This is a genomic window from Pseudomonas sp. WS 5503, assembly GCF_012985385.1.
GTDB classification, from domain to species: Bacteria; Pseudomonadota; Gammaproteobacteria; order Pseudomonadales; family Pseudomonadaceae; genus Aquipseudomonas; species Aquipseudomonas paracarnis.
This window is the reverse complement of record NZ_JAAQWI010000001.1, coordinates 999,128-1,023,528: the sequence shown is the minus strand read 5'-3', so window position 1 is coordinate 1,023,528 and position 24,401 is coordinate 999,128. Positions and strand designations below refer to the sequence as shown.

23 protein-coding genes, 1 other RNA gene and 1 pseudogene are annotated in these 24,401 nt (G+C 61.1%); 17 read left to right on the top strand and 8 right to left on the bottom strand.

Annotated features, from left to right (window positions below):
• Window positions 1-8: 8 nt before the first annotated feature.
• Genes HBO10_RS04795 through HBO10_RS04780 form a run of 4 tightly spaced genes read right to left on the bottom strand, consistent with a single transcriptional unit; the run spans window position 9 to window position 3,442 of the window.
• Window positions 9-566, bottom strand: a complete 558-nt coding sequence (locus tag HBO10_RS04795) for a PqiC family protein (RefSeq protein ID WP_034126330.1) — start codon at window positions 564-566, stop codon at window positions 9-11.
• A 14-nt stretch (window positions 567-580) separates the two neighbouring features.
• Window positions 581-2,230, bottom strand: a complete 1,650-nt coding sequence (locus HBO10_RS04790) for an MlaD family protein (RefSeq protein ID WP_034126331.1) — start codon at window positions 2,228-2,230, stop codon at window positions 581-583.
• Window positions 2,211-2,855, bottom strand: a complete 645-nt coding sequence (locus HBO10_RS04785; RefSeq protein ID WP_014716963.1) for a paraquat-inducible protein A — start codon at window positions 2,853-2,855, stop codon at window positions 2,211-2,213. Before HBO10_RS04785 ends, HBO10_RS04790 begins: the two co-directional genes overlap by 20 nt.
• Window positions 2,852-3,442: a paraquat-inducible protein A gene (locus HBO10_RS04780; protein ID WP_034126332.1), complete on the bottom strand. Its 591-nt coding sequence runs from the start codon at window positions 3,440-3,442 to the stop codon at window positions 2,852-2,854. The genes HBO10_RS04785 and HBO10_RS04780 overlap by 4 nt, the downstream gene beginning before the upstream one ends.
• Window positions 3,443-3,597: 155 nt before the next feature.
• Between HBO10_RS04780 and HBO10_RS04775 the strand changes: the two genes are divergently transcribed.
• The 3 genes and pseudogenes from HBO10_RS04775 to HBO10_RS04765 all read left to right on the top strand — a co-directional run.
• Complete coding sequence (locus tag HBO10_RS04775; RefSeq protein ID WP_034126333.1) at window positions 3,598-4,242, top strand: MBL fold metallo-hydrolase; 645 nt, start codon at window positions 3,598-3,600, stop codon at window positions 4,240-4,242.
• A 178-nt stretch (window positions 4,243-4,420) separates the two neighbouring features.
• Window positions 4,421-5,191, top strand: a complete 771-nt coding sequence (locus HBO10_RS04770) for an OmpA family lipoprotein (RefSeq protein WP_019816951.1) — start codon at window positions 4,421-4,423, stop codon at window positions 5,189-5,191.
• Between the two features lie 184 nt (window positions 5,192-5,375).
• Window positions 5,376-5,534, top strand: a pseudogene (locus HBO10_RS04765) (cell envelope biogenesis protein OmpA); the annotation flags it as partial.
• Window positions 5,535-5,694: 160 nt separating this feature from the next.
• Here the strand turns inward: HBO10_RS04765 and HBO10_RS04760 are convergent.
• The 4 genes from HBO10_RS04760 to HBO10_RS04745 form a co-directional block, all read right to left on the bottom strand.
• Window positions 5,695-6,276, bottom strand: coding sequence for a BON domain-containing protein (locus tag HBO10_RS04760; protein ID WP_003188655.1), 582 nt, complete (start codon window positions 6,274-6,276; stop codon window positions 5,695-5,697).
• A complete protein-coding gene (locus tag HBO10_RS04755; protein ID WP_007904374.1) occupies window positions 6,273-6,866 on the bottom strand; it encodes a phosphoheptose isomerase in 594 nt (197 codons plus the stop codon). The genes HBO10_RS04760 and HBO10_RS04755 overlap by 4 nt, the downstream gene beginning before the upstream one ends.
• Window positions 6,867-6,959: 93 nt before the next feature.
• The gene (locus HBO10_RS04750; RefSeq protein WP_034126335.1) at window positions 6,960-7,331 is read right to left on the bottom strand and encodes a YraN family protein; all 372 of its coding nucleotides are present in this window, start codon (window positions 7,329-7,331) and stop codon (window positions 6,960-6,962) included.
• Complete coding sequence (locus tag HBO10_RS04745; RefSeq protein ID WP_034126336.1) at window positions 7,331-9,142, bottom strand: penicillin-binding protein activator; 1,812 nt, start codon at window positions 9,140-9,142, stop codon at window positions 7,331-7,333. Before HBO10_RS04745 ends, HBO10_RS04750 begins: the two co-directional genes overlap by 1 nt.
• Window positions 9,143-9,318: 176 nt before the next feature.
• On the opposite strand from HBO10_RS04745, the gene rsmI reads away from it, so the two are divergent.
• The 14 genes from rsmI (at window position 9,319) to HBO10_RS04675 (ending at window position 24,397) form a co-directional block, all read left to right on the top strand.
• Entirely contained in the window at window positions 9,319-10,224 is a 906-nt protein-coding gene (gene rsmI, locus HBO10_RS04740; RefSeq protein WP_152612704.1) for a 16S rRNA (cytidine(1402)-2'-O)-methyltransferase, read from the top strand.
• A 96-nt stretch (window positions 10,225-10,320) separates the two neighbouring features.
• Window positions 10,321-10,674, top strand: an RNA gene (gene rnpB / locus HBO10_RS04735) — RNase P RNA component class A.
• A gap of 356 nt (window positions 10,675-11,030) precedes the next feature.
• Window positions 11,031-11,486 carry a division/cell wall cluster transcriptional repressor MraZ gene (gene mraZ / locus HBO10_RS04730; protein WP_004371993.1) on the top strand — a complete coding sequence of 152 codons (456 nt, stop codon included), beginning with the start codon at window positions 11,031-11,033 and terminating at the stop codon, window positions 11,484-11,486.
• Window positions 11,487-11,488: 2 nt separating this feature from the next.
• Entirely contained in the window at window positions 11,489-12,430 is a 942-nt protein-coding gene (gene rsmH, locus HBO10_RS04725; RefSeq protein ID WP_087149552.1) for a 16S rRNA (cytosine(1402)-N(4))-methyltransferase RsmH, read from the top strand.
• Window positions 12,427-12,720: a cell division protein FtsL gene (ftsL, locus tag HBO10_RS04720; protein ID WP_003188663.1), complete on the top strand. Its 294-nt coding sequence runs from the start codon at window positions 12,427-12,429 to the stop codon at window positions 12,718-12,720. Before rsmH ends, ftsL begins: the two co-directional genes overlap by 4 nt.
• Window positions 12,720-14,462 (top strand): penicillin-binding protein 2, encoded by a 1,743-nt coding sequence (locus HBO10_RS04715; RefSeq protein ID WP_019816949.1) that lies wholly within the window; start codon window positions 12,720-12,722, stop codon window positions 14,460-14,462. The genes ftsL and HBO10_RS04715 overlap by 1 nt, the downstream gene beginning before the upstream one ends.
• Window positions 14,462-15,925, top strand: coding sequence for a UDP-N-acetylmuramoyl-L-alanyl-D-glutamate--2,6-diaminopimelate ligase (locus tag HBO10_RS04710; protein WP_034126337.1), 1,464 nt, complete (start codon window positions 14,462-14,464; stop codon window positions 15,923-15,925). The genes HBO10_RS04715 and HBO10_RS04710 overlap by 1 nt, the downstream gene beginning before the upstream one ends.
• Window positions 15,918-17,288: a UDP-N-acetylmuramoyl-tripeptide--D-alanyl-D-alanine ligase gene (murF, locus tag HBO10_RS04705; RefSeq protein ID WP_034126338.1), complete on the top strand. Its 1,371-nt coding sequence runs from the start codon at window positions 15,918-15,920 to the stop codon at window positions 17,286-17,288. Before HBO10_RS04710 ends, murF begins: the two co-directional genes overlap by 8 nt.
• Window positions 17,288-18,370, top strand: a complete 1,083-nt coding sequence (gene mraY, locus HBO10_RS04700) for a phospho-N-acetylmuramoyl-pentapeptide-transferase (protein ID WP_003188670.1) — start codon at window positions 17,288-17,290, stop codon at window positions 18,368-18,370. The genes murF and mraY overlap by 1 nt, the downstream gene beginning before the upstream one ends.
• Window positions 18,371-18,376: 6 nt before the next feature.
• Window positions 18,377-19,723: a UDP-N-acetylmuramoyl-L-alanine--D-glutamate ligase gene (murD, locus tag HBO10_RS04695; RefSeq protein WP_034126339.1), complete on the top strand. Its 1,347-nt coding sequence runs from the start codon at window positions 18,377-18,379 to the stop codon at window positions 19,721-19,723.
• Between the two features lie 8 nt (window positions 19,724-19,731).
• Window positions 19,732-20,943, top strand: a complete 1,212-nt coding sequence (gene ftsW / locus HBO10_RS04690) for a putative lipid II flippase FtsW (protein ID WP_161793210.1) — start codon at window positions 19,732-19,734, stop codon at window positions 20,941-20,943.
• Complete coding sequence (murG, locus tag HBO10_RS04685) at window positions 20,933-22,003, top strand: undecaprenyldiphospho-muramoylpentapeptide beta-N-acetylglucosaminyltransferase (protein ID WP_003188675.1); 1,071 nt, start codon at window positions 20,933-20,935, stop codon at window positions 22,001-22,003. Before ftsW ends, murG begins: the two co-directional genes overlap by 11 nt.
• On the top strand, window positions 21,996-23,444 hold the full coding sequence (gene murC, locus HBO10_RS04680; RefSeq protein WP_003188677.1) for a UDP-N-acetylmuramate--L-alanine ligase: 1,449 nt from the start codon (window positions 21,996-21,998) through the stop codon (window positions 23,442-23,444). Before murG ends, murC begins: the two co-directional genes overlap by 8 nt.
• Window positions 23,441-24,397 carry a D-alanine--D-alanine ligase gene (locus HBO10_RS04675; RefSeq protein WP_014716974.1) on the top strand — a complete coding sequence of 319 codons (957 nt, stop codon included), beginning with the start codon at window positions 23,441-23,443 and terminating at the stop codon, window positions 24,395-24,397. Before murC ends, HBO10_RS04675 begins: the two co-directional genes overlap by 4 nt.
• The last annotated feature ends 4 nt before the right edge of the window (window positions 24,398-24,401 follow it).

Genomic DNA, 24,401 nt, shown 5'->3' with positions numbered 1-24,401 from the left:
CCCTGGGTTCATGGCGTGGTCGGGCAGCCTTTGAGTGAGGTGTCGACGGTCTGATTGATCAGCGCCGCGAAACGCTTGAGGTTGTTCTGATGCGCCACCACCAACTCGTCGATGCTCGGCCCGGCAGGTGATTGCAAGGTGGTGCGGCAGGTCAAGGCCGGGCGATCGCCATTGACTTGCCTCACGCGCCAGCGCACATCGAGCAATGCGTACTGCCCCGGTACCGAGTCAAACCGCTGCACGTCTACGCGCAAAGCCACGGCTTGCCGGGCTTTGCTGTTGGCTAATTGATCCACCAAGGCGCTCCTCAGTTCATCGGCGAGGGTGGCGGCCCACCACTGGGTTTCAAGAATCGCCAGGCCGCTGTCGCCCTGGCGGATAACGATCTGCGCGCGGTCGACCTGAGGCGGCACGCTGATGCTCTCAATGCGCACACCGCCGGCCTCTGCTCGCGTACTCGGGCTCAAGTGCGCCGGGGTCAGGGTATGAAAAGCGATGGGTTCACTGCGGCAGGCACCGAGCAGCAGCAGGGTGCTCAGCAACGTGATCTTCAACGGCAATGTCATGGCGGCTCCAATGGTCATTTGCGGGGTGGCCCTTGCAGGTCCGTCGGTGCGGCGTTATCGGGGCGGCCGCGAATCAGCGACTCCGGATGCCGGCCCAGGTAATCCGAAAGCTCGCGCAGGGAGCGCGACATGCGCCCCAACTCGTCGAGGGTCTGGGTCAGTTGTTCACGCTGCGGCGAGTCTTCGGCCAGGGTTGAACTGGCCGATTGCAGGGTCTTGCTCACGTCGGCCAAGGTCGTCTGCACACCCGGCAGCGTCTTGGCGTTGAATTGCGCCAGGCCCTTGCGCAGTTCGACCAGGCTGGCGTCGAGGTTGCCGGCAATGCGCTCGACAGGCAGTTGGCTGATCTTGTTGACGATGCCTTCGAACTTCTCTTGCAGTTGTTCCAGGTTGCCCGGGATCGTGGGGATGCCCACGGGGCGCTGGTTCGGGTCGAACGCGACTTTCTCGGCCTTGGGGTAGAAGTCCAGGGCGATGTACAGCTGGCCGGTCAGCAAGTTACCGCTGCGGGCCTGGGCGCGCAGGCCGTTTTCGATGAAGGTGCCGATCAGGCGTACGCCGGCTGCCTCATCGTCAGGGTTATTGTTCATGGCCTTGAGCAACTTGGTGTGGGCCTCGCCGAGCAGTTGCGGGTAGATCACGATGCCGACATTGACCGGGAAGGTGCGTTTCTTCGCATCGAAATCCAGGTTGATCGATACAACCCTGCCGAACTCGACGCCGAGGAACTCCACCGGCGCGTCGACTTTCAGCCCACGCAGGGCCTGATCGAAGCGCAGGACCATGTATTGCCCCTTGCCGTTGGGCGGGGCGAGGGCGCTTTGCTGGTCTTCGAACAATTCAAAGCTGCGACTTTCTTCGGCCGGTTTGTCATTGGGGTTGTAGGGCGGCGCCTGGAAGGCGATCCCGCCCATCAACATGGAGGACAAGGATTCGGTTTTCAGCGCGAAGCCATTGGCACCGACGCTCAAGTCGACGCCGCTGGCATTCCAGAACCGCGTGTTCTCGGTGATGTACACATCATTGGGCGCATGCACGAAGATTTCGACATTCACGCCCTTGCCCTCGTTGTCCAGCTCATAGCCCACCACCTGGCCCACCGGGATCTTGCGGTAATAGACGGGGGAGCCGATGTCCAGGGAACCCAGGGCCTGGGTGTGCAGGGTGAAGCGCTTGCCCGGCTCGCCGTAGGTGATGGGCGGCGGGTTTTCCAAGCCGGTGAAGTGCTTGGCGCGGGTCTCGGATTGACCGATGTCCGCGCCGATATAGTCGCCGGACAACAACGTGTCGATGCCCGACACGCCGCCTGCGCCAATGCGCGGGCGCACCACCCAGAATTTCGAATCTTCGCGGGTGAAGCTTTCGGCCTGTTTGACCAGCTCGACGGTGGCATTGACGCTTTTCTGGTCATCACTCAGAGCTACGGCGGTTACTTGGCCGATCACCACGTTGCGGTATTTGACCTCGGTTTTGTTGGCAACCAGCCCGCTGCCGGTCTTGAAGTTGAGGACGATGGTCGGCCCTTGTTGCATGACGCTGTGAATCACCAGCGAGATCCCCACCAGTACGGCGACAATCGGCACGATCCAGACCAGCGAGACACTGAAACGACGCGTCTTGATCACGGGTTGCCCCGCAGGGGTGTCAGCCTTGGATGAGCTCATCCGAGGTCTCCTCGTTATGTGGGTTTTCCCAGATTAGCCGGGGATCAAAACTCATGGCCGCCAGCATCGTAAACACGACCACCAGGCCAAAAAACAGAATGCCCAGGCGCGGTTCGATCGTGCCCAGGGCTTGAAACTTCACCAGCGCGGCCACCAGGGCAACCACGATGACATCGAGCATCGACCAGTAGCCGATCAGTTCGATAAACCGAAACAGCTTTGAACGCTCCTTGCGCGCCCACTGGCTATTGCGCTGCACGGTGACCAGCAGCAGCCCCAGCGACAGGAACTTGATACCCGGCACGGCAATGCTGGCGATGAAAATGATCAGCGCAATGTCCCAGGCGCCATGCTGCCAGAACTCCAGCACGCCACTCATGATGGTGCTGTCTGCGCCCGAGCCGAGCATGGTGGTGTTCATCACCGGCAGTAAGTTGGCCGGGACATAAAAGGCGAGGGCGGTGAGCATGTAGGCCCAGGTTCGGGTCAGGGACTGCACCTTGCGCCGATGCAGTGCGGCGCCACAGCGATCGCACTCGGTGGGCTCAAGGCGCATGTCGCAGGGCTGGCCGCAGGTATGGCACAGGCACAGGTTCAGCTCGCGGGCGGTGGGCGGTGAATTCATACGGTGTCCCACAGGTCGCGTACATCGCGCCCGGCAATGCGGATCAGCAACAGGCTCAGGGCGGCCAAGGCGAACAGGCCGGTGCCAGGGATCACATCCAGCATGCCGGCCAGCTTGAAGACCGCGACCATCGCGCCCAGCAGGCACACCTCCAGCATGCTCCAGGGCCGGAGTGCTTCGAGCCAGCGCATGCACAGCTTGAATGCCGGCGAGCGCTTACCGGCCAACGCGAAACTCAGCACCCAGATCAGCAACAGCAGCTGAAACACCGGCGCGATAATGATGGAAATCGCCGCGACCAAAGCAATGAACGTAATCGGCCCCAGGCTCAATGCAACGACTGAATCCCAGAGCGTCGCGCTGTTTTTCAAGCCCTGCAGGCTGATGCTCATCACCGGATAAAAGTTCGCAAAGGTCCACAGCACTGCGGCGGTCACCGTCAGGGCGAGGCGTTGCTGCACCGACAGGCCGTTATAGCGCTGCAGCACGCCAAAACAACGCACACACAGGGCTTTTTGATGTTTGGCGAGCGTGACTTTCTCGTACACGCAGTCGCAGTGTTCGCAGATGATCTGTTGATTCGCCATGGGTGTTGCTCCAAATGCGACTGACTGCAGCAGGGGATTTCAATGGCGCTTGCGTAGCTTAGCAGCGGATGGACCGCGTAATCGACTCCTTCCAGAGCAGGGCCAAGCTACACCATACTGCACTTGGAACGCGCCAGAGAGCTTGCAGGACACTCATGACTATTGAAAAACAACCGTTGATTCGCGAAACCTTTCCCGTCGGCCCGTTGCAGTGCAACTGCACCATCATTGGCGACCCGATCACTAAAAAAGCCATCGTAGTCGACCCCGGTGGCAATCACGAGTTGATCCTGGCGCGCCTTGATGCGCTGGGACTGAAGGTGGTGAGCATTATCCACACCCATGCTCACCTCGATCATTTCCTCGCCTCCGGTCAATTGAAAGAAAAGACCGGCGCCACGCTGCATCTGCACAAAGATGATCAATTTCTATGGGACAACCTGGAAATGCAATGCCAGATGTTTCGCGTGCCCTACGTCCCGGTACCGTCGCCGGATCGCTGGCTGGAGCATGACGAAGAACTGGCCTGCGGCTGTGGCGTAGCCTTGCACACCCCAGGGCATACGCCGGGCTCGATGAGTTTCTGGTTCGCCGACGCCAAGCTGTTGATCGCCGGCGATACCTTGTTTCGTCGCGGCGTAGGGCGCACGGACTTATGGGGTGGCGACCAGGCGACGATCGTGCGGTCGATCAAGCAGCGCTTGTATACGCTGGACGAGGGCGCGACGGTGGTCACTGGGCATGGGCCGGATACGTTGCTGGGCGATGAGATGCGGGAGAATCCTTTCGTGCGTGCGTGATGGGTTGTCGGCTCTGATACAAGCCGGTACAGACACACAGACACAGGCCCGAGCCAAAGACAGCTATGCTTTACGCACCCCTCCACGGAATTTTTGCCGTTTGTCGCGTTCCAAACTCGGCACAGGTCCATTGCCAATGTCCTCTGCATCACAGAATGCAAAAGTAGGAGCTTCCTTCATGTTCACTCCGCGTCGTCTGCTTGTTGTCGCTACCGCCGTAGCCCTGTTGTCTGGCTGCGCCTCACCTAACCCTTATGACGGCAGCCAGGGACAGGCCAGCAATGGTTCCGAAAGCGGCATGAGCAAAACCGCCAAGTACGGCGGCCTCGGTGCGCTGGCTGGTGCATTGGCCGGTGCGGCCATCGACCATAACAACCGTGGCAAGGGCGCGCTGATTGGCGCAGTGGTTGCGGGTGCCGGTGCGGCGGGCTATGGCTACTACGCCGACCAGCAAGAGAAAAAGCTGCGTGAAAGCATGGCGAACACCGGCGTCGAGGTGCAGCGCCAGGGTGACCAGATCAAGCTGATCATGCCGGGCAACATTACCTTCGCCACCAACTCGGACGCGATCTCCAGCAGCTTCTACCAGCCGCTGAACAACCTGGCCAACTCTCTCAAGCAGTTCAACCAGAACACCATCCAGATCGTTGGCTACACCGACAGCACCGGTAGCCGCCAACTGAATATGGACCTGTCCCAGCGCCGTGCGCAGAGCGTGGCCAACTACCTGACCTCCCAAGGCGTCAACGGGGCCAACCTGAGCGCACGCGGTGCCGGCCCGGATAACCCGATTGCCAGCAACGCCGACGTGAATGGCCGTGCCCAGAACCGTCGCGTCGAAGTCAACCTCGGCCCGATCCCTGGCCAGCAATACGGCCAGCCTGGCCAGCAGCAGGCGCCACAGCAGAACAACCAGTTCCAGGGCAACCCGTACCAGCAATACCAGTAAACCCTGGGCACTAAAAAGGGCGCCGTGCAGTCAATGCACGGCGCCCTTTTTTGATCGTTCCCACGCTCTGCCTGGGAATGCCCGCTCGGACGCTCCGCGTCCCACTCTTGGCGCAAAAGCTGAAGCTTGTGCGGTGACGCGGAGCGTCACGGGATGCGTTCCCACGCAGAGCGCGGGAACGATCCTTGCCAGCAACGCCGACGTGAATGGCCGTGCGCAGAACCGTCGCGTCGAAGTCAACCTCGGCCCGATCCCTGGCCAGCAATACGGCCAGCCTGGTCAGCAGCAGGCACCACAGCAGAACAACCAGTTCCAGGGCAATCCGTACCAGCAATACCAGTAAACCCTTTTTTGATCGTTCCCACGCTCTGCGTGGGAATGCCCGCTCGGACGCTCCGCGTCCCACTCTTGGCGCAAAAGCTGAAGCTTGTGCGGTGACGCGGAGCGTCACGGGATCCGTTCCCACGCAGAGCGTGGGAACGATCAGGCAGCTTCGATCTACATCAGTCGATGTATTCGAATACCTTGACGATCTTCTGTACGCCCGACACGCCTTGCACCAGGTTGGCGGCGCGGGTGGCTTCTGCCTGGGTCAGCAGGCCCATCATGTAGACGATGCCGTTATCGGTGACGATCTTGATTCGCGAGCCTGGCACTGCACTGTCGGTCAGCATCTGGGCCTTGATCTTGGTGGTCAGCAAGGCATCGTTGCTGATGGCCAGCAGAGTGATCGGGTCCATGACTTGTAGTTCGTTGTGGACCTTCTTGACGCGTTGCACGCCGGCAGCGGCTTGCTCGGCCTGGGCCTTGAGATCGGCGCGGGGTGTTTGGCCTGCCAGCAGGACCACGCCGTTGAAGCTGGTCACCACGATGCGCGAGGCACCGTTGCCCAGGTCGGTAGCAGCCTTGGCGACGTTGACCTTAACCTTGGTTTCGATCAGCGAATCATCAATGGTGCTGCCGAAGGTGCGCGTGCCCCGGTCGTCCTGAATAGGGGTGTCCCGTGTAGCGGTGATAGCCGAGCTGCAGCCGCTGATGGCGACGCACAGCGTAATGGCCAAAAGACTGAGGCGATTAACGGTCATTCTTCACTCCCGAACAGTTGGCTGTCGATCAGATCGCACAGGCAGTGGATCGCCAGCAGATGAACTTCTTGGATACGTGCAGTGACATTGGCCGGGACGCGAATCTCCACGTCCTCGGGCAGCAGCAGCGAAGCCATGCCGCCGCCGTCGCGACCGGTCAAGGCTACGACAATCATTTCGCGATCATGTGCGGCCTGGATCGCTTGAATAATATTTGCCGAGTTGCCGCTGGTGGAAATCGCCAGCAATACATCGCCCGGCTGGCCTAGGGCGCGGATCTGCTTGGAGAAGATTTCGTTGTAGCTGTAGTCGTTGGCGATCGAAGTGATCGTCGACGAGTCGGTGGTCAATGCAATGGCCGGCAGGCTCGGGCGCTCGCGTTCGAAACGGTTGAGCAGCTCGGAGGAAAAATGCTGGGCATCGCCGGCCGAACCACCGTTGCCGCACGAAAGCATTTTGCCTTCGTTGAGCAAGGCATTGACCATGACCTGACTGGCTTGCTCGATGTGCGGTGCAAGTACGTCCATCGCCTGTTGCTTGGTGTCGATGCTGGCCTGGAAAAGCTGGCGAATTCGGGATTGCATGTCCATCTGTGTGACCTTAAGTAGCGCGGCTGTTTGGCACAGGTAGTGTGCAGCCCGCAATGCAAAGAGCAAAAGTGAGTGGTGAGGGTGCCCGGCGAATCAGCTGTCGAAGGCATTTTTAAGCCAGGTCAGATCAGCTGTGCCTGACGGGGTGCTTTCCATTGCAACCACATCGAAACGGCAGGGGCGGTCAGCCCAGCGATGCTCTTTTTGCAGGAAAAACTGCGCAGCGAGTATCAGCTTTTGACGCTTGCGCTCGTCGATACTGGCGAGCGCGCCACCCCATTGTGCGTGTTTTCTGTAGCGGACTTCGACGAATACTACTGTATCGCCGTCAAGCATGACCAGATCAAGCTCGCCGCGTCTACATAACCAGTTCTGCGCCAGAAGGCGCAGACCCTGTTGTTGCAGGTAATCGAGAGCATGCAGTTCGGCATCCTTGCCGCTTTGTGCGCTGGACCGCTGGGGCATCAGCGCGGGGTATCGGGCAGGCGCTGTATTTCGCCGCCGACGAACTTCGCCCAAGGCATCTGGCGGTCCACGCGCTGGTTGGCGCTGATGCCCAGGTTGCCCGAGAGGCCGTCGACACGGGTGTCAGGCAGTGCCTTGAGCTGGCCCAGGCGTGGTGCCAGGCGATAGGCATCGACGCCCATTGCGTAAAGGCGGCCCAGGCTGCCATTGGCTTGCGGCCATTGCGCCGCAACCTGGTTGCGCAGTGGGTCGGTGGTGTTGAGCAACCAAGGGGTTTCGCAGAACATCACGTTGGTCATGTCCAGGTACTGGTTACGGTCACCGCTGGCACTGAACACGTGGGAGGTTGCGTACACCGGCACATCGCCGGCGTATTGGAAGTTCAGGGTCGGCTTGATCTGCTGGGCCAATTGTGGCGTGACGGCCAGGAAGATGAACTCGATGTCCTGGCGACGCGAAGGCTGGGCGGCTACGTCGGTGCCTACTGTGCTTTGCAGGCTCTTGGCGCGGCCTTCGCTCTTGCGCAGTTGGAACAGATCGGCGATCTGCTGGGCCAAGGCAACAGGCTGATCGACATATTCAACGCCCATGACGGTGCCGCCATTGGCTTCCCAATCCTGGCGGAACGCTTTATAGACACGCTCACCCCATTCGCCACGGGGCACCATGGCGGCGGCGCGGTGCAGGCCGTCGGCACGGGCACGGCGCGACACTTCGCGGGCTTCGTCTTCAGCGGCCAAGCCGAACTGGAACAACTGCGCCGGGCCCTGATCGGTCTCGCTGTAGTTCAGGGCGAGGGTGGTGATCGGCAACTGCGGGCGTGCGCTGAGTTGCTTGACCAGCGGTTTTTCCAGCGGGCCGACGACCAGTTGCACGCCGGCGGCCTGGGCCTTGGCGTAGAAGTCGTCGAGGGAGCCCAGGCGCGAGCTGTCATAGAACTCGATGACCGGTGGCTTCTGCCCGGCTTGCTCAGCCTGGTAGTGAGCCGCCATGAAGCCTTCGCGCAGCGCTTTGCCCACAGCCGCCAGCGGCCCTTCCTGCGGCAGCAGCAGGGCGATCTTGTTCAGGGGCTGGCTGGCCAGTTCCTTGAGCTTGGTCAGCGGCGCTGGCAGTTGCACTGCAGCCGGGTGGCCCGGGTTCTGTGCGCGCCAGGTGTCGATGGCGGCTTGTTGTTGCTCCAGCGTACCGGCGCCCTTGACCGCCTGGGCCAGGGTGATCCAGCCATCGAGTGTCGGGTTGCCAGTGGCTTGCAGCTGTTCGGCTGGCAGCGCGGCAATCAATACCCAGATGGCCTCGTGGTTGTTGTTGGCAGCCTCACCCGTCAGCAGGGGCGCCATGGACACCCGCTCGCGAGCGGCGGCGAGGGTCTGCCCATCGGCTTCATAGGCACGTGCATGTACGGTACCGGTGCGGATCTGCTGGTCGGTCGGCAACTCCTTCAGGCTTTGCAGGCTGGGGTGGTTCAGCGCTGCCAAGGCCGCCTTGGGCTGGTTGCGCCCCATGGCCAGTTCTGCGGCCAGGGTGCTGGCAAATACTTGCGCGGCTGGCTTCAGGGCGTCCAGGGGCACTTGCGCAAGGATCTGCGAGGAGCGGCCGGGGTTGTTCTGCTGGTAAGCCAGGTCTGCCGCGCTCAGGCGCAGCAACGCGGCTTTTTCTGGCGTCTTGGCGTTCGTCGCCTGTTCGAGCAGTTGCTCGATACTGGCGTCGGGCGTGCGTGGCAGTTCGCCAAGACTGGAGGAGGGCGAACTGGCGCAAGCAGCCAGCAAGGCAGCGAGGCAGAGGGCGGAGAGCAGCCGCAGGCAAGCGATCATGTAAGTGTTCCTGATACCGATCAAATTAGCGTGGAAGTGTACCCAAGCACTGGCCCAGGCGCGATGTTCATGGCGTTAAACCGTGGATTTAGGTCGTGCAAATGTTGTGTTTAGCTAATGGTGGCTGAAACGGCATCGGCCGTGATGGCATATTTTCAAGGCGTCTACGCGCTACAATGTGGCTTTTGCCAACCATCGAGGTGTGCGCTTTGACTGCTCCAGGTCCTTTGAATTCCACTGCTGGCTCGCTTTTTGTGGTGGCGACGCCCATTGGCAACCTGGACGACATCAGTGCCCGGGCGCTGAAAGTGTTGCGCGAGGTGAAATTGATCGCGGCAGAAGACACGCGGCACTCCCAACGGTTGATGCAGCATTTTGGTATCAGCACGCCATTAGCGGCCTGCCACGAACACAACGAACGTGAAGAGGGTAGCCGCTTTATCACACGTCTTTTGGCGGGTGATGACGTCGCGCTGATTTCCGACGCGGGCACGCCCCTGATTTCCGATCCTGGTTACCACCTGGTCCGCCAGGCCCGTGCCGCAGGTATCAATGTAGTGCCTGTTCCGGGAGCCTGCGCGCTGATTGCTGCATTATCGGCCGCCGGGTTGCCCTCGGACCGCTTTATCTTCGAAGGCTTCCTGCCCGCCAAGGCTGTAGGGCGTCGGGCGCGTCTGCAGGCACTTAAAGAAGAACCGCGCACCTTGATCTTCTATGAGGCTCCGCATCGTATCCTTGAATGCCTGCAAGACATGGAGCTGGAGTTCGGCGGTGAGCGTCTGGCCTTGCTGGCCCGAGAGTTGACCAAGACCTTCGAAACCCTCAAGGGGTTGCCGCTGGAGGAGCTGCGAGCGTTTGTCGAGGGCGACAGCAATCAGCAACGTGGCGAATGCGTGGTGTTGGTAGCAGGCTGGACCGCGCCGGAGAATGAAGATGCGGTGGGCAGCGAGGCGATGCGCGTCCTCGATTTGTTGCTCAAGGAAATGCCACTCAAGCGCGCCGCCGCCCTGGCAGCGGAAATTACCGGCGTGCGCAAGAATGTGTTGTATCAGGTCGCGCTCGATAAGCAGAAGGCCGAATAGTTCCAGGGGCAAATCTGTATTTCGTCTGAACGTGATGGCAATGCCGCACTTTTAATACTTGTCCTCAAGCCGCCGTGCCGTTAACCTGCGCGGCGGAGAGTCGATTGGACAGTCGCTGCCTTCTATGAAAATTAGGGGGGGGAGGAAAGTCCGGGCTCCATAGGGCGAAGTGCCAGGTAATGCCTGGGAGGCGTGAGCCTACGGAAAGTGCCACAGAAAATAACCGCCTAAGCACTTCGGTGCCGGTAAGGGTGAAAAGGTGCGGTAAGAGCGCACCGCACGACTGGCAACAGTTCGTGGCTAGGTAAACCCCACTTGGAGCAAGACCAAATAGGGTCCCAAGGCGTGGCCCGCGCTGGGACCGGGTAGGTTGCTAAAGATGTCCAGTGATGGCCATCGTAGACGAATGACTGTTCAAGACAGAACCCGGCTTACAGATCGACTCTCCACCTTTTTTTCCTTGCGTTCGAATCTCGTGCGCAAACCCGGTAGTAACGCAAGAATCCCTCCCTGCCAAATCATTGGCAGATGCATCTTCGTAATACCAAAAAAATCTTACTCTTAATAAATTACTTTAACTTTAGCCTCTAGCTCTCTGAGCTATTTGCCGTTGTTGAGTCAAAAACATCGCCAAACTCTCGTTTCTCCTCCTTTTGCACTCCTAAATCTCCGTTCTGTAAGGCTTTTCCTTGAATACGCGCCTTGACGGTGTGGTGGGCGCATTCCTATAGTGTGCGCAAGTGGCGGAAAGTGGCACAAAGTGGGTTTTTTGAACGTAAAACGCTAAAATTTGGAGAAACGCATCTGTGTTTCGCGGAGCTAACGCTATCAGTCTCGATGCAAAAGGCCGTCTCGCCATGCCGAGCCGGTATCGTGACGAGCTCATTTCGCGAAGTTCAGGGCAGTTAATCATCACGATTGACGCCGTTGACCCCTGTTTATGTGTTTACCCTCTCGATGAGTGGGAGTTAATTGAAACCAAGTTGCGCGCGCTGCCTTCATTGCGTGAAGAAAACCGCCGCCTCCAGCGTTTGCTGATCGGTAATGCCGTTGACCTTGAACTCGATGGCAGCGGTCGTTTCTTGGTGCCGCCGCGACTGCGCGAGTATGCCAGGCTCGACAAGCGCGCAATGCTGGTAGGCCAACTGAACAAGTTCCAATTGTGGGACGAAGATGCCTGGGATGCTGTGTCTGCAGCGGACCTGGCTGCTATTCAACAACCGGGCGCCATGCCTGATGAACTGCGTGATTTGATCCTGTGACTATTGATAGCGGCTTTAACCACATCACCGTACTGCTTGACGAAGCCGTTGAGGCTCTCGCCGTACGTGCCGATGGCTGCTATGTCGATGGCACATTCGGCAGGGGCGGGCATAGCCGGTTGATACTCAGCCAGCTCGGGTCCGACGGCAAACTCCTCGGGTTCGACAAAGACCCTCAAGCGATTGCCACCGGGCAAGCGCTAGCGGCCGAAGACGGCCGCTTTGTCGTTGTGCAGCGCAGCTTTGCCGAGCTGGGTGCCGAAGTTGCCGAGCGCGGTATGGCGGGCAAGGTGGCCGGGGTTCTGCTCGACCTGGGCGTGTCTTCGCCACAGCTCGACGACCCGGAGCGCGGCTTCAGCTTCATGAACGACGGCCCCCTCGATATGCGTATGGACCCCACTCGTGGGGTCAGTGCCGCACAGTTCATCGCCACCGCGCCGGTAGAAGAAATCGCCCGTGTGTTCAAGGAATACGGTGAAGAGCGCTTCGCCGGTCGAATGGCGCGTGCCGTGGTCGAGCGCCGCGAAATCCAGCCGTTCGAACGCACCGCTGACCTGGCCGAAGTGCTCAAGGTCGCCAACCCTGCCTGGGAAAAGGGCAAGAACCCGGCCACCCGCGCATTCCAAGGGTTGCGCATTCACGTCAATAACGAATTGGGCGATCTGGAAGCCGGCCTCGAAGCCGCTCTGGATGCTTTGGAAGTGGGCGGTCGCCTGGTGGTGATCAGCTTCCACTCCCTGGAAGACCGCATCGTCAAACTCTTCATGCGTCGTCTGGTAAAGGGTGAGTCCGATAACCTGCCGCGTAACCTGCCGGTGCGTTTCGAAGCCTTCGTGCCGAAAATCAAAATCCATGGCAAAGCGCAGTTCGCTTCCGAAGCCGAACTCAAGGCCAACCCACGTTCCCGTAGCGCCGTCATGCGTGTTGCGGAGAAATTGCGGTGAGCAAGCTTTTCGCCAAGCCCCTCCCGGGCGGCAGCTTCTTTATGTTGCTGCTGTTTGTCGGCGTGCTGGTGTCCGCGATAGCGGTGTCCTACAGCGCCCACTGGAACCGTCAGTTGCTCAATACCCTTTACGGGGAATTGAGCGTGCGCGACAAAGCCCAGGCAGAATGGGGCCGGTTGATTCTTGAGCAAAGCACCTGGACGGCCCACAGCCGTATCGAAGTGCTGGCTACCGAACAGTTGAAGATGCACATCCCAGGCGCGGCTGAAGTTCGCATGGTGGCGCCATGATGAAACTCGAAGGGGCACTCTACCCATGGCGCTTTCGCCTGATGCTCGGCTTGCTGGCATTGATGGTGGGCGCGATCGTCTGGCGCATCTTCGATCTTCAGGTCGTCGACCGCGACTTCCTGATCGGCCAGGGTGACGCTCGCAGCCTGCGGCACATCCCGATTCCTGCACACCGTGGCCTGATCACCGACCGTAACGGCGAGCCTCTGGCCGTCAGTACCCCGGTGACCACCCTGTGGGCCAACGCCAAAGAGCTGCAAGTTGCCAAGGACAAGTGGCCTGAACTGGCCGCTGCCCTCGGGCAGGACCGCAAGGCCCTGACCGAACGCCTGGAAGCCCAGGCCAATAAAGAATTCATCTACCTGGTTCGTGGGCTTACCCCTGAGCAAGGCCAGCAAGTGCTCGATCTCAAAATTCCCGGCGTCTACGGCATCGAGGAATTTCGGCGTTTCTACCCGGCCGGTGAAACCACCGCGCACATGGTGGGGTTCACCGACATCGATGACCACGGCCGCGAAGGGGTCGAACTGGCCTATGACGAATGGCTGGCCGGGGTTCCGGGCAAGCGTCAGGTCATCAAGGATCGGCGCGGCAGACTGATCAAGGACGTCCAGGTCACCAAGAACGCCAAGGCCGGCAAGCCTCTGGCGTTGTCGATCGATTTGCGTCTGCAATATCTGGCCAACCGCGAACTGCGTAACGCGATCATCGAGAACGGCGCCAAGGCCGGCAGCCTGGTGATCATGGATGTGAAGACTGGCGAGATCCTCGCCATGGTCAACCAGCCCACCTACAACCCGAACAACCGCCGCAACCTGCAGCCGGCGATGATGCGTAACCGCGCGATGATCGACGTGTTCGAACCCGGTTCGACCATGAAAGCCATCTCCATGAGCGCTGCCCTGGAAACCGGCCGCTGGAAACCCAGCGACAAGGTCGAGGTTTACCCAGGCACCTTGCAGTTGGGCAAGTACACCATTCGTGACGTGTCCCGCACCGAGGGGCCAGTGCTGGACCTGACCGGCATCCTGATCAACTCCAGTAACGTCGGCATGAGCAAGGTTGCTTTCGATATCGGCGGCGAGACCATCTATCACCTGGCGCAAAAGATCGGCCTGGGGCAACCCACCGGCCTCGACTTCCCGGGCGAGCGGGTCGGTAACCTGCCGAACTACCGCGAGTGGAGAAAAGCCGAGACTGCCACGCTGTCCTACGGCTACGGCCTGTCGGTGACCGCCATCCAGTTGGCCCACGCGTTCTCGGTATTGGCCAATAACGGCCGTATGGTTCCGCTGAGCCTGATCCACGTCGACGAAGCGCCAAAAGCCACCCAAGTGATCCCGGAAAACGTCGCCAAGACCATGCAAGGCATGCTGCAACAAGTGATCGAGGCACCGCGTGGCGTATTCCGCGCCCAGGTGCCGGCGTACCACGTTGCTGGCAAGTCCGGTACGGCGCGTAAGACCTCGGTGGGCACCAAGGGCTATGCCGAAAACTCCTACCGTTCTTTGTTCGCCGGCTTCGGCCCGATGAGCGACCCACGCTATGCCATCGTCGTGGTCATCGACGAGCCTAGTAAAGCCGGCTACTTCGGTGGCCTGGTTTCGGCGCCGGTGTTCAGCAAAGTGATGTCCGGCACCCTGCGCTTGATGAATATCACGCCGGACAACCTGCCGCCGACGCAACAAGCCAACGCTGGTCCACCGGCTGCCGCTGTTAAAGCCAATGGAGGGCGCGGCTGATGTCTCTTAGCCTGAACAAGATTTTTGCCCATGCCGGCCACGATCTGCTGATTCGTGAGCTGACGCTGGATAGCCGTAATGTACGCGCCGGTGACCTGTTCCTGGCGGTACCTGGCGGCAAGCTCGATGGCCGTGCGCATATCGCCGATGCCCTGCAACGCGGTGCGGCTGCGGTCGCCTATGAAGTGGAAGGCGCCACCGTGCTGCCGATCACCGATGTGCCGTTGATTCCGGTCAAGGGCCTGGCAGCGCAGTTGTCCGACATCGCCGGGCGTTTCTACGGTGACCCGAGCCGTCAACTCAACCTGGTGGGCGTGACTGGCACCAACGGCAAGACCAGTGTGACCCAGTTGGTTGCCCAGGCTTTGGACCTGCTGGGTCAGCACTGCGGCATCGTCGGCACCCTGGGCACCGGTTTCTATGGCGCGCTGCAAAGCGGCCTGCACACCACGCCAAACCCGATTGCCGTACAAGCGACCCTGGCCGACCTGAAAAAGGCCGGTGCCAAGGCGGTAGCCATGGAAGTGTCTTCCCATGGCCTGGACCAAGGGCGTGTCACCGCACTGGCTTTTGACGTGGCCGTGATGACCAACCTGTCCCGCGATCACCTCGACTACCACGGCACCATGGAGGCGTACGCCGCCGCCAAGGCCAAGCTGTTTGCCTGGAATGACCTGAAGTGCCGGGTGGTCAACCTCGACGACGCATTCGGCCGCCAACTGGCGGGCGAAGACAGCGATGCGCGCCTGATCAGCTATAGCCTGCAAGATGCCAGTGCCTACCTGTACTGCCGCGAAGCCCAATTCAATGATGAAGGCGTGCGCGCCACGTTGGTGACGCCGCAGGGCGAGCACCACTTGCGCAGTGCCTTGCTTGGGCGGTTCAACCTGAGCAACGTGCTCGCCGCTATCGGTGCACTGCTGGGCCTGGACTACGCCCTGGATGAAATCCTGCGGGTATTGCCGAAGCTGGAAGGCCCGGCCGGTCGCATGCAGCGCCTGGGTGGCGGCACGCAACCGTTGGTGGTGGTCGATTACGCCCACACCCCGGATGCCCTGGAAAAAGTCCTCGAAGCGCTGCGCCCACATGCCAAAGGCAAACTGCTTTGCCTGTTCGGTTGCGGCGGTGATCGCGATCGCGGCAAGCGCCCGTTGATGGCCGAAATTGTCGAGCGCTTGGCCGATGGCGTACTCGTCACCGACGATAACCCGCGCAGCGAAGACCCGAGCCAGATTTTCGACGACATCCGTGTCGGTTTCAAAGACGCCTCCAACGTCACTTTTGTGGCTGGTCGCGGCGCCGCCATTGCCCAGTTGATCGCCGGTGCCGGCGCGGACGACGTAGTGGTGCTCGCGGGTAAAGGCCACGAGGACTATCAGGAAATCAACGGTGAGCGCCATGCCTTCTCCGATCTGGTCGAGGCGGATCACGCCCTGACCGCCTGGGAGGTCGCCCATGCTTAAGGCGATGACGTTCAGCGAACTGGCCCAGTCCCTGTCGGCCCGTGTGCTGTCGAGCGACTGCACATTCACCGGCGTCAGTATCGACAGTCGTAACATCCAGCCGGGGCAGCTGTTTGTCGCCCTGGCCGGCCCGCGTTTCGATGGTCACGACTACCTCAACGACGTTGCCGCCAAAGGTGCCGTCGGTGCCTTGGTGCAGCGTGAAGTGGCCGATTCTGCCTTGCCGCAATTGCTGGTAGCCGACACCCGCCTGGCCCTGGGCCAACTGGGTGCGCTTAACCGTGCTGCTTTTGATAAGCCGGTGGCGGCCATTACCGGTTCCAGCGGCAAGACCACGGTCAAGGAACTGCTTGCTGGCGTCTTGCGTACGCGCGGGCCGGTACTCGCGACCCGTGGCAACCTGAACAATGATTTCGGCGCACCGCTGACCCTGCTCGAACTGGCCCCGGAACACACGGCGGCAGTGATTGAACTGGGGGCTTCGCGCATCGGCGAAATCGCCTATACCGTGGCGCTGACCCAGCCTCACGTGGCGATCATCAACAACGCCGGTACCGCCCATGTCGGTGAGTTCGGCGGCCCGGAAAAAATCGTCGAAGCCAAGGGCGAAATCCTTGAGGGCCTCGACGCCTCGGGCACTGCGGTACTGAACCTGGATGACAAGGCCTTCGAGACTTGGCGTGTACGCGCCGCCGGTCGCAAGGTCCTGACGTTTGCAGTGCTGAATGCCGCAGCCGATTTCCACGCCTCCAACATCAATGTCGATGCCCGTGGCTGCCCGTCCTTCACTTTGCACACCCCGCAAGGTGATGAGCACGTGCAGTTGAACCTGCTGGGTAACCACAACGTCGCCAACGCCTTGGCCGCCGCCGCTGCCGCCCATGCCCTGGGCGTGTCGCTGTTCGGTATTGCCACCGGCCTGGGCGCGGTGCAGCCGGTCAAGGGCCGCACCGTGGCGCAACTGGCTGGCAACGGCATGCGCGTGATTGATGACACTTACAACGCCAACCCGTCCTCCATCAATGCCGCTGTGGACCTGCTCAAAGGCTTTGATGGGCGCAAGGTGCTGGTGCTGGGCGATATCGGCGAATTGGGCGATTGGGCTGAACAGGGCCACCGTGAAGTCGGCGCCTATGCCGCCGGCAAAGTGGACGCGCTCTACGCCGTTGGCACAAACATGGCCCATGCGGTCAACGCTTTCGGCCCTGGCGCGCGGCATTTCCCGAGCCAGGCCGAGCTGATCCAGGCGTTGACGGCGGCTGAACATGACAAACACACAACCATTTTGATCAAGGGATCGCGCAGCGCGGTGATGGAAAACGTCGTCGCAGCCTTGTGTGGCTCAAGTACGGAGAAACATTAATGCTGCTGCTGCTGGCTGAGTATCTGCAACAGTTCCACAAAGGCTTCGCGGTCTTCCAGTACCTGACCCTGCGCGGGATCCTGGGTGTGCTGACCGCGCTGTCTTTGTCACTGTTCCTGGGGCCGTGGATGATCCGCACCCTGCAGAACCTGCAAATTGGTCAATCGGTTCGTAACGACGGCCCGCAGTCGCACCTGTCCAAGTCCGGCACGCCGACCATGGGCGGTGCGCTGATCCTGTCGTCCATCGGCGTCAGCACCTTGCTCTGGGCCGACCTGCATAACCGCTACGTGTGGGTGGTGTTGCTGGTGACCCTGCTGTTCGGTGCCATCGGCTGGGTGGATGACTACCGCAAAGTGATCGAGAAAAACTCCAAGGGGCTGCCAAGCCGCTGGAAGTATTTCTGGCAGTCGGTGTTCGGCCTGGCCGCCGCGATATTCCTGTACACCACCGCGCCAAGTGCCGTGGAAACCACCTTGATCATCCCGATGCTCAAGGATGTGAGCATCCCGCTGGGTGTGGGCTTTGTGGTGCTGACCTATTTCGTGATCGTCGGCTCCAGCAACGCGGTGAACCTGACCGACGGCCTCGACGGCCTGGCGATCATGCCGACGGTGATGGTGGGCGGTGCGCTCGGCATCTTCTGCTACCTCTCGGGTAACGTGAAATTCGCTGAATACCTGCTGATTCCTTATGTGCCGGGCGCCGGTGAGTTGATCGTGTTCTGCGGCGCCTTGATCGGTGCCGGCCTGGGGTTCCTGTGGTTCAACACCTACCCGGCACAAGTCTTCATGGGCGACGTCGGCGCACTGGCGCTGGGCGCAGCCTTGGGCACCATCGCGGTGATCGTTCGCCAGGAAATCGTGCTGTTCATCATGGGCGGTGTGTTCGTGATGGAAACCCTGTCGGTGGTCATCCAGGTGGCGTCCTTCAAGTTGACCGGGCGTCGTGTGTTCCGCATGGCGCCGATTCACCACCACTTTGAACTCAAGGGCTGGCCTGAGCCACGCGTGATTGTCCGCTTCTGGATCATCACCGTGATTCTGGTACTGGTCGGCCTTGCCACCCTGAAACTGAGGTAGAAACGAGTGTCCCTGATCGCTTCAGACCACTTCCGCATCGTTGTCGGCCTCGGCAAGAGCGGCATGTCCCTGGTTCGCTTCCTGGCGAACCGGGGCACGTCGTTTGCCGTGGCCGATACGCGGGAAAATCCACCGGAGCTGGTCACGCTGCGCCGTGACTACCCGCACGTGGAAGTGCGTTGTGGCGAGCTGGATGTCGAGTTTCTGTGTCGTGCCGACGAGCTCTACGTGAGCCCGGGCCTGGCCCTGGCGACACCGGCCCTGCAAGCAGCTGCGGCCCGTGGCGTGAAGCTGTCTGGCGATATCGACCTGTTCGCACGCAACGCGAAGGCGCCGATCGTGGCCATCAGCGGTTCCAACGCCAAAAGCACCGTTACCACTCTGGTCGGCGAGATGGCAGCGGCGGCGGGCAAGCGTGTGGCCGTCGGCGGCAATCTTGGCGTGCCGGCTCTGGACCTGCTCAGCGACGACGTCGAGCTGTATGTGATGGAATTGTCGAGCTTCCAGCTGGAAACCACCCACGACCTGGGCGCTGAAGTGGCGACGGTATTGAACGTCAGCGAAGACCATATGGACCGCTACAGCGGCCTGCCGGCTTATCACCTGGCCAAGCACCGAATCTTCCGTGGCGCCAGGCAATTTGTCGTCAACCGCCAGGATGCCCTGAGCCGTCCGCTGATGGGCGAGGGCATGCCCTGCTGGACCTTCGGCCTCGGCAAACCGGACTTCAAAGGCTTCGGCATTCGTGAAGAGAACGGCGAGAAGTACCTGGCGTTCGAATTCCAGAACCTGATGCCGGTACGCGAACTGAAAATCCGTGGCGCACACAACCAGTCCAATGCCCTGGCGGCCTTGGCACTCGGTCACGCGGTTGGCCTGCCATTCGACGCCATGCTCGCGAGCCTGCGCACGTTTGCCGGGCTTGAGCATCGCTGCCAATGGGTGCGCGATCTCAATGACGTCAGCTATTACAACGACTCCAAAGCCACCAACGTCGGTGCAGCCCTGGCGGCCATCGAAGGCCTGGGTGCCGATATCGACGGCAAGCTGGTGCTGATCGCCGGTGGTGATGGCAAGGGTGCCGACTTCAAGGACCTTAAAGCGCCAGTGGCCGCCCATTGCCGCGCCGTGGTGCTGATGGGCCGCGATTCGGACCTGATCGCCGCCGCCCTCGGTGACGCTGTACCGCAAGTACGCGCAGCTTCCCTGGACGACGCCATTGCCCAGAGCAAAGCCCTGGCCCAGCCTGGCGATGCGGTGTTGCTGTCGCCCGCGTGCGCCAGCTTCGACATGTTCAAGAACTATGAAGAGCGCGGCCAACTGTTCGCCCGCGCCGTGGAGGCTTTGGCATGAGCCTCAATCTGAGAAACATCATCAAGCCATACCCGTCGCCGATCATTACCGGGCGCGGCATTGACCTTGATTTCCCTATGCTCGCCGGTTGCCTGGCGCTGCTCGGCCTGGGCCTGGTGATGATCACTTCGGCGTCCTCCGAAGTGGCTGCCGTGCAGTCGGGCAACACGCTGTACATGATGATCCGCCACCTGGTGTACCTGGTGATCGGCCTGGGCGCCTGCATCGTCACCATGATGATTCCGATTGCCACCTGGCAGCGACTGGGTTGGTTGATGCTGATCGGTGCGTTCGGCTTGCTGGTCATGGTGATCGTCCCGGGCATTGGCCGCGAGGTGAACGGTTCGATGCGCTGGATCGGCTTCGGCGCGTTCAACGTGCAGCCTTCGGAAATCGCCAAGGTGTTCGTGGTGATCTACCTCGCCGGTTACCTGGTGCGCCGTCAGAAAGAAGTACGCGAAAGCTGGATGGGCTTCTTCAAGCCGTTCATCGTGCTGCTGCCCATGGCTGGCCTGCTGCTGATGGAGCCCGACTTCGGCGCCACGGTGGTCATGATGGGCGCTGCGGCGGCCATGCTGTTCCTGGGTGGGGTCGGGCTGTTCCGCTTCACCTTGATGGTGGTGCTGGCAGTCGCGGCCGTGACCATCCTGGTGCAGGCGCAACCCTACCGGATGGCGCGTCTGATTACTTTTACCGACCCCTGGTCCGACCAGTTCGGCTCCGGCTACCAGTTGACCCAGGCGCTGATTGCCTTCGGTCGAGGCGAGTGGCTGGGTGTGGGCCTGGGCAACAGTGTGCAGAAGCAGTTTTACCTGCCGGAAGCCCACACCGACTTCGTGTTCTCGGTATTGGCCGAAGAGTTGGGTGTGGTGGGTTCGCTGTGCACCGTGGCACTGTTTGTATTCGTCTGTGTGCGCGCCATGTACATCGGCTTGTGGGCAGAGAAGGCCAAGCAGTTCTTCGCCGCCTACGTTGCCTATGGGTTGGCCTTCCTGTGGATCGGCCAGTTCCTGATCAACATCGGTGTGAACGTCGGCCTGCTGCCGACCAAGGGCTTGACCTTGCCGTTCCTCAGTTACGGCGGCAGCTCGTTGGTGATTTGCTGCGCCTGTCTCGGGTTGTTGCTGCGTATCGAGTGGGAGAGTCGCACCCACCTGGGCAGCGAAGAGATGGAGTTCAGCGAGAGCGACTTCGCCGAGGAGCCGACTCATGGGCGCTAACGTGCTGATCATGGCGGGCGGTACCGGGGGGCATGTGTTCCCGGCCCTGGCCTGCGCCCGTGAATTCCAGAACCGTGGCTACACCGTGCACTGGCTGGGTACGCCCCGTGGCATCGAAAACGAATTGGTGCCCAATGCCGGTTTGCCGCTGCATTTGATCAACGTCACCGGGTTGCGCGGCAAGAGCAAGTTGTCATTGCTCAAGGCGCCGTTCGTGTTGCTCAAGGCGGTCATGCAGGCGCGCAAGATCATTCGCGAGTTGAAGCCGGTGTGTGTGCTTGGCTTTGGTGGTTATGTGACCGGCCCTGGTGGCGTTGCGGCGAAACTCGCGGGCGTGCCGGTGATCGTCCATGAACAGAACGCCGTCGCCGGTACCGCCAACCGCCTGCTGGTGCCATTGGCCGCGCGGGTGTGTGAAGCCTTTCCGAAAACCTTCGCCGCCTCCGACAAGCTTCGCACCACCGGTAACCCGGTGCGTACCGAACTGTTCATGGCCATTGCGCGTGACGCGCTGGCGGGGCGCAAGGCTCACCTGCTGATCCTGGGCGGAAGCCTGGGTGCTGAGCCACTGAATAAATTGCTGCCTGAAGCCGTTGCGCAACTTCCTGAGGATGTGCGCCCGGAGATCTTCCACCAGGCCGGCAAGAACCACGATGAAGTCACCGCCGCGCGTTATCGCGAGGCCGGTGTAGAGGCCAATGTACAGCCCTTCATCAAAGACATGGCCCAAGCCTATGGCTGGGCCGACCTGGTGGTCTGCCGCGCTGGTGCGCTGACCGTCAGTGAACTGGCGGCCGCCGGTCTGCCGTCCTTGCTGGTGCCTTTGCCCCACGCCATCGACGATCACCAGACCCGCAACGCCGAATATTTGGCCGGGGAGGGCGCTGCCTTCCTGCTGCCGCAAAGAACGACTGGCGCCGCCGATTTGGCCGCACGCCTGACCGAGGTTTTGATGCAACCGGAACGACTCAACAGCATGGCGAGCACCGCAAGCCGCCTGGCCAAACCTGACGCAACCCGCACCGTGGTCGATATCTGCCTGGAGGTGGCCCATGGTTGAGAATCAGAAAGCCATGCCGCAACCCGAGATGCGCCGCATCCGTCGTATTCACTTCGTCGGTATCGGTGGCGTGGGCATGTGCGGGATTGCCGAAGTGTTGCTGAACCTGGGCTACCAGGTGTCCGGCTCGGACTTGAAAGAGTCGCCGGTCACCGAGCGCCTGAAGTCCTTTGGCGCACAGATCTTCATCGGCCACCGTGCCGAGAACGCCGCCGAGGCTGATGTGCTGGTGGTGTCCAGCGCCGTGAACACGTCCAACCCGGAAGTGGCCACCGCCCTTGAGCGCCGTATCCCTGTGGTACCGCGTGCCGAGATGCTTGCCGAGCTGATGCGCTATCGCCACGGCATCGCCGTCGCCGGTACCCATGGCAAGACCACCACCACCAGCCTGATCGCCTCGGTGTTCGCCGCCGGTGGCCTGGACCCGACCTTCGTCATCGGTGGCCGCCTGAATGCAGCTGGCACCAATGCCCAGCTGGGTACCAGCCGCTACCTGATCGCCGAAGCCGATGAAAGTGACGCGAGCTTCCTGCACCTGCAACCGCTGGTTGCAGTCGTCACCAACATCGACGAAGACCACATGGCGACCTACGACGGCGACTTCAACAAGTTGAAGAAAACCTTCGTCGACTTCCTGCACAACCTGCCGTTCTACGGGTTGGCGGTGGTGTGCCTGGACGACCCGGTGGTGCGTGAAATCCTGCCCCAGGTCAAACGCCCTACCGTGACCTACGGCTTCAGCGAAGACGCCGACGTGCGCGCAATCAATGTGCGCCAGGAAGGCATGCAAACCTTCTTCACCGTGCTGCGCCCCGATCGCGAGCCTCTGGACGTGTCGGTGAACATGCCGGGCAATCACAACGTGCTGAACTCTTTGGCGACCATCTGCATTGCCACCGATGAAGGCGTCAGCGATGAAGCCATCGTCGAGGGCCTGTCGCGCTTTGCCGGTGTGGGCCGTCGCTTCCAGGTCTACGGCCAACTGCCAGTCGAAGGCGGTGACGTGATGCTGGTGGACGACTACGGGCACCACCCGACCGAAGTTGCGGCCGTTATCAAGGCCGTGCGCGGTGGTTGGCCGGAGCGCAGGCTGGTGATGGTGTACCAGCCGCACCGCTACAGCCGCACCCGCGACCTGTACGACGATTTCGTCAATGTACTGGCCGATGCCAACGTGCTGCTGCTGATGGAAGTCTACCCGGCCGGTGAAGAACCGATTCCGGGCGCTGACAGCCGCAAGCTGTGCAACAGCATCCGCCAGCGCGGCCAGTTGGACCCGATCTACATCGAGCGTGGCGTGGACCTGGCGCCTATCGTCAAGCCGCTGTTGCGTGCTGGTGACATCCTGCTGTGCCAGGGGGCCGGTGATATCGGTGGCCTTGCGCCCAAATTGCTGGCGAGCCCGCTGTTTGCAGCCGCCGCCAAGGGGAAGTCGAAATGACCACTGATTACGGCTCCCTGTTTTCCACCCTTGCGCCTGCCGACTTCGGTCGCGTGGCCGTGTTGTTCGGCGGCAAGAGCGCCGAGCGCGAAGTGTCGCTCAAGTCCGGCAATGCGGTGCTTGAGGCGCTGCAAAGTGCTGGCGTGAACGCGTTCGGTATCGATGTGGGCGATGACTTCCTTGCCCGCCTGCAGGCCGAGAAGATCGACCGTGCCTTTCTCATTCTTCACGGCCGCGGCGGTGAAGACGGCAGCATGCAGGGCCTGCTTGAATGCGCCGGCATCCCTTACACCGGCAGCGGCATCCTCGCGTCGGCCTTGGCGATGGACAAGTTGCGCACCAAGCAGGTGTGGCACAGCCTGGGCATTCCGACCCCACGTCACGCCGTACTGTGCAGTGAAGACGATTGTATTTCTGCGGCCAAGGAACTGGGCCTGCCTTTGATCGTCAAACCAGCCCATGAAGGCTCCAGTATCGGCATGGCCAAAGTGAACTCGGCCGCCGAATTGATCGACGCATGGAAAGCGGCAAGTACCTACGATTCGCAAGTGTTGGTGGAACAGTGGATTTCCGGTCCCGAGTACACCATCGCCACCCTGCGTGGCCAGGTATTGCCGCCCATCGCTTTGGGCACGCCCCACACCTTTTATGACTACGACGCCAAGTACCTGGCTTCCGATACTCAGTACCGGATCCCGTGTGGGCTCGAAGCAACCAAGGAACAGGAATTGATGGACCTCACGGCGAAAGCCTGTGAGGCGCTGGGTATCGCCGGTTGGGCGCGGGCAGACGTGATGCAGGATGACCAAGGGAATTTCTGGTTCCTTGAAGTCAACACCGCACCGGGCATGACCGACCACAGCCTGGTTCCCATGGCAGCCCGTGCCGCCGGTCTGGATTTCCAGCAGTTAGTGCTGGCGATCCTGGCCGACAGCATTGAGCCAAGAGGCTAAACAC